At 47.9% G+C, this 3,294-nt stretch carries 3 protein-coding genes and 1 pseudogene; 2 read left to right on the forward strand and 2 right to left on the reverse strand.

The features are described 5' to 3' along the window. Positions 1-86 (forward strand): annotated as a pseudogene (locus tag CRG49_RS12505) (IS5/IS1182 family transposase); the annotation flags it as partial. Positions 87-344: 258 nt separating this feature from the next. Continuing rightward, positions 345-1,226 (forward strand): carbohydrate kinase, encoded by an 882-nt coding sequence (locus CRG49_RS12510; RefSeq protein WP_095502910.1) that lies wholly within the window; start codon positions 345-347, stop codon positions 1,224-1,226. 79 nt (positions 1,227-1,305) lie between these two features. Here the strand turns inward: CRG49_RS12510 and CRG49_RS12515 are convergent, their stop codons facing one another. Next, a complete protein-coding gene (locus CRG49_RS12515; protein WP_095502911.1) occupies positions 1,306-1,863 on the reverse strand; it encodes a nitroreductase family protein in 558 nt (185 codons plus the stop codon). A gap of 124 nt (positions 1,864-1,987) precedes the next feature. Further along, entirely contained in the window at positions 1,988-3,094 is a 1,107-nt protein-coding gene (gene serC / locus CRG49_RS12520; protein WP_095502912.1) for a phosphoserine transaminase, read from the reverse strand. Positions 3,095-3,294 lie beyond the last annotated feature (200 nt).

The following is a 3,294-nucleotide window of genomic DNA, read 5'->3' on the forward strand; positions in this document are numbered from 1 at the left end:
TTGCTACTCGCTATGAGAAATTAGCTCGTAATTTTAAATCGATGCTTTACTTGGCTTGCTCTATTATTCATGCTAAGTTAAATTGAGGACACGCCCTAGGTAAAAGAGAATATCAGCTTAAATGAATAAAAATAATTGTTGGCAGTATACTCATGTTCAAAGTCTGATGGATAGTAGAGATGGCCGGTAGTTTATTCTCAATAATGCGCCAAAATCATTCGGGGATAAACGGTTTTGTCCTCATGGCCAGTATTGCAACGGTTGTTTGAGATGTTTATGATATTGGGAAATTAAAGATATTGTGTTGGAAAATTGTGTAGGTTGTTAATTAAGGAAGATTGAGCATGAAAGTAACCAGTTTCGGTGAAGTGCTGTGGGACGATTTCCCAAGCGGAAAAGTATTGGGCGGTGCGCCGCTGAATGTGGTTGTTCGCCTGAAGGCCTTAGGTGCGGACAGCAGCATCATCAGCTGCCGCGGCGACGATGAAGACGGCGAAGAATTGTTGCGCCAGATTCTGAGTAAGCGCGTGAATGCCGACCTTGTGCAGATTTGCCCTGACCAAGCCACCAGTTTGGTGAAAGTATCGCTGGATAAAAGCGGTAGCGCTTCATACGAAATTGTTTACCCTTGTGTTTGGGACCGCATTCAGGTGCAGCCGGAAGCTTTGCAGCGTGTAGCCGAATCCGATGCGTTTATTTTCGGCAGCCTGGCCACTCGTGACGAAGTTTCCCACGCCACGCTGGAGCAATTGCTGGAGCAAGCCAAATTCAAGATTTTTGATGTCAATCTTCGCAAGCCGCATTACGATACCGACCGCCTGTTGGCGACCATGAAGAAAGTTGACATGGTGAAATTGAATGACGATGAATTGTACGAATTGGCTGAAGTGTACGGTTCGCCTTATCATTCGATTGAGCAAAATATCGCTTATGTCGCCAAGCTCACCGGTGTGGAAACTTTGGTGGTGACGTTGGGCAGTCATGGCGCAGCCTTGTATCGCGACGGCCAGCTTTACCGCCACAGCGGTTTCCGCGTGAAAGTAGCCGATACCGTTGGCTCGGGCGACAGCTTTTTGGCCGGTTTGACGTATAAGCTGTTGAACAATGCCGACCCACAAGAAGCCGTAACCTTTGCCTGCGCATTGGGTGCTTTAGTGGCTTCACGCCATGGAGCGACACCTGAAATTTCTTTGCAGGAAATTGAAACCTTCATGAATCCGGCGTAATGTTTTCATGATGAATCAAAGGCCGTCTGAAAGTAGGATTTACTTTCAGACGGCCTTTTTTGATATTTTGTTGGATTGATTACCAATAAGTCACAAACGAATCCAAATCGGTGTTTTTCGCGCCACCGGTTTCTTCATCGGGTGTGCCGACCATAATCAGGCCAATGATTTTGTCTTTCTCGCCGCAGCCAAAAGCTTCGCGCAACAATGGGCTGTTGGTCCACAAGCCGGTAATCCAAACATTATCAAAACCTTGTGCGGTAGCCGCTAATTGCAAGCCATAGGCCGAGCATGCGGCGCTGAGCATTTGTTCCCATTCCGGTTTGGGTTTTGGCACATTTTGGTTCGGCGCAAAGGTCACGCCAATTACCATCGGCGCCATGTGGCCGACTTTTTCCGCTTTTTTCATTGATTCTTCACCGAAGTTCAACTCGGTAACCGTTTGGCGCAAGAGTTCGCGAAAGCGGGTTAAACCGGCTTCACTTTGAATTACGGTAAATTTAAACGGGCGCATATTGCCATGATCCGGCACTTGGGTTGCCGCTTGCAGCATGATTTCCAATTGTTCGGCATTGGGTGCGGGGGCGACCAGTTTTTTAGACGAGCGTCGGGTGGTTAATAATTCGAGAGCGTTCATGAGAGATTCCTGTGATTGGATGTGTGATGGTTCTTTATGGCACAAAATATTTTTTCAAGCGAATGGGTGAGTCATAAAAGAAGGCCGTCTGAAATGTTCAGACGGCCTATGATTTTGTTTTCAATCAACCGTAGCGGCGTTGGAAATCCTGCATAAATTCGACCAAGGCTTCCACACCGGCCAGTGGCATGGCGTTGTAAATGCTGGCACGCATACCGCCGACTGTTTTGTAGCCTTTGAGTAAACGCAAGCCGCGCAAATCGGCTTCTTGCACGAACATTTTATCCAGTTTGTCGTTGTCGGTTTTGAACACCACATTCATTTTAGAGCGGGCGTTGACGGCAATCGGGTTGATGTAGAAGCCGCCGCTGCTATCGATGGCATCATAAAGCGTTTTGGCTTTGAGGTTGTTCACCGCTTCGATGGCTTTCACACCGCCTTGCGTTTGCAGCCAGCGGAACACCAAGCCCGACATGTAAATCGGGTAGGTAGACGGTGTGTTGTACATGCCGTCTTTTTCGATGTGGGTGCGGTAGTTGAACACGCTTGGAATATTTTTCGGGCAGCGATCCAGCAAATCATCGCGGATAATGACCACAGTTACGCCGGCCGGACCGATGTTTTTCTGTGCGCCGGCATAAATCAAACCGTAATCAGCCACGTTAAATTTACGCGATAAAATTTCACTCGACATATCACACACCAAAGGCGGCATGCCATTTGAAAGTTTTGGCACGTCTTGATATTGCAAGCCGTTGACGGTTTCATTGATGGCAAAATGCACAAAAGCCGAATCTTTGGAAATATTCCAGTCTTCCACGGCAGGCAAGTCTTTGTAATCAAACAATTCACCGCCATGCGCCGCGATGTTGACTTGAGCATCGCCCAAAAGCGGCATTTGCTCGGCTGCCAAGCGGCTCCAGTTGCCGGTAATCACGGCATCAATGCGCTCGAAACCATGCGCCAGATTCATCGCGGTCATATTAAATTGTGTGGTTGCACCGCCTTGTAAAAAAAGCACTTTATAATTATTGGGAATGTTTAACAGTTGGCGCAAATCTTGTTCGGCATGATGCAAAATCGACATAAACATATCGGAGCGGTGGCTCATGGCCATCACGGGGAAACCGGTGCCGTTGTAATCCAGCATTTCTTGCTGGGCGGTACGCAAAACGGCTTCAGGCAAAACGGCAGGGCCGGCGGAGAAATTGTAAATCGGCTGGGCAGACATGGTGTGTTCTTCGCAATAGGAATGATGGAGCATTCGATTTTAGGGTTTGCTATCGGGTTTAGCAAGTATTTAAACCGACATTGAGGCCGTCTGAAAACTTACATTCGCATTTCAAGTGCAACGCTCAAATGCCATTGGCAAGGGCTGCTGAAAACAGATCACCCGGTGTCTCATAGTCCAATGTCTTTCTCGGTCGGCGG

It is taken from the genome of Neisseria sp. N95_16 (genome assembly GCF_002551535.2).
Lineage (GTDB): Bacteria > Pseudomonadota > Gammaproteobacteria > Burkholderiales > Neisseriaceae > Neisseria > Neisseria brasiliensis.

Coding starts and splice junctions, on each gene's coding strand:
- CRG49_RS12515 (WP_095502911.1), bottom strand. CDS start 1,863: ATGAACGCTCTCGAATTATTAACCACCCGACGCTCGTCTAAAAAACTG.
- serC (WP_095502912.1), bottom strand. CDS start 3,094: ATGTCTGCCCAGCCGATTTACAATTTCTCCGCCGGCCCTGCCGTTTTG.
- CRG49_RS12510 (WP_095502910.1), top strand. CDS start 345: ATGAAAGTAACCAGTTTCGGTGAAGTGCTGTGGGACGATTTCCCAAGC.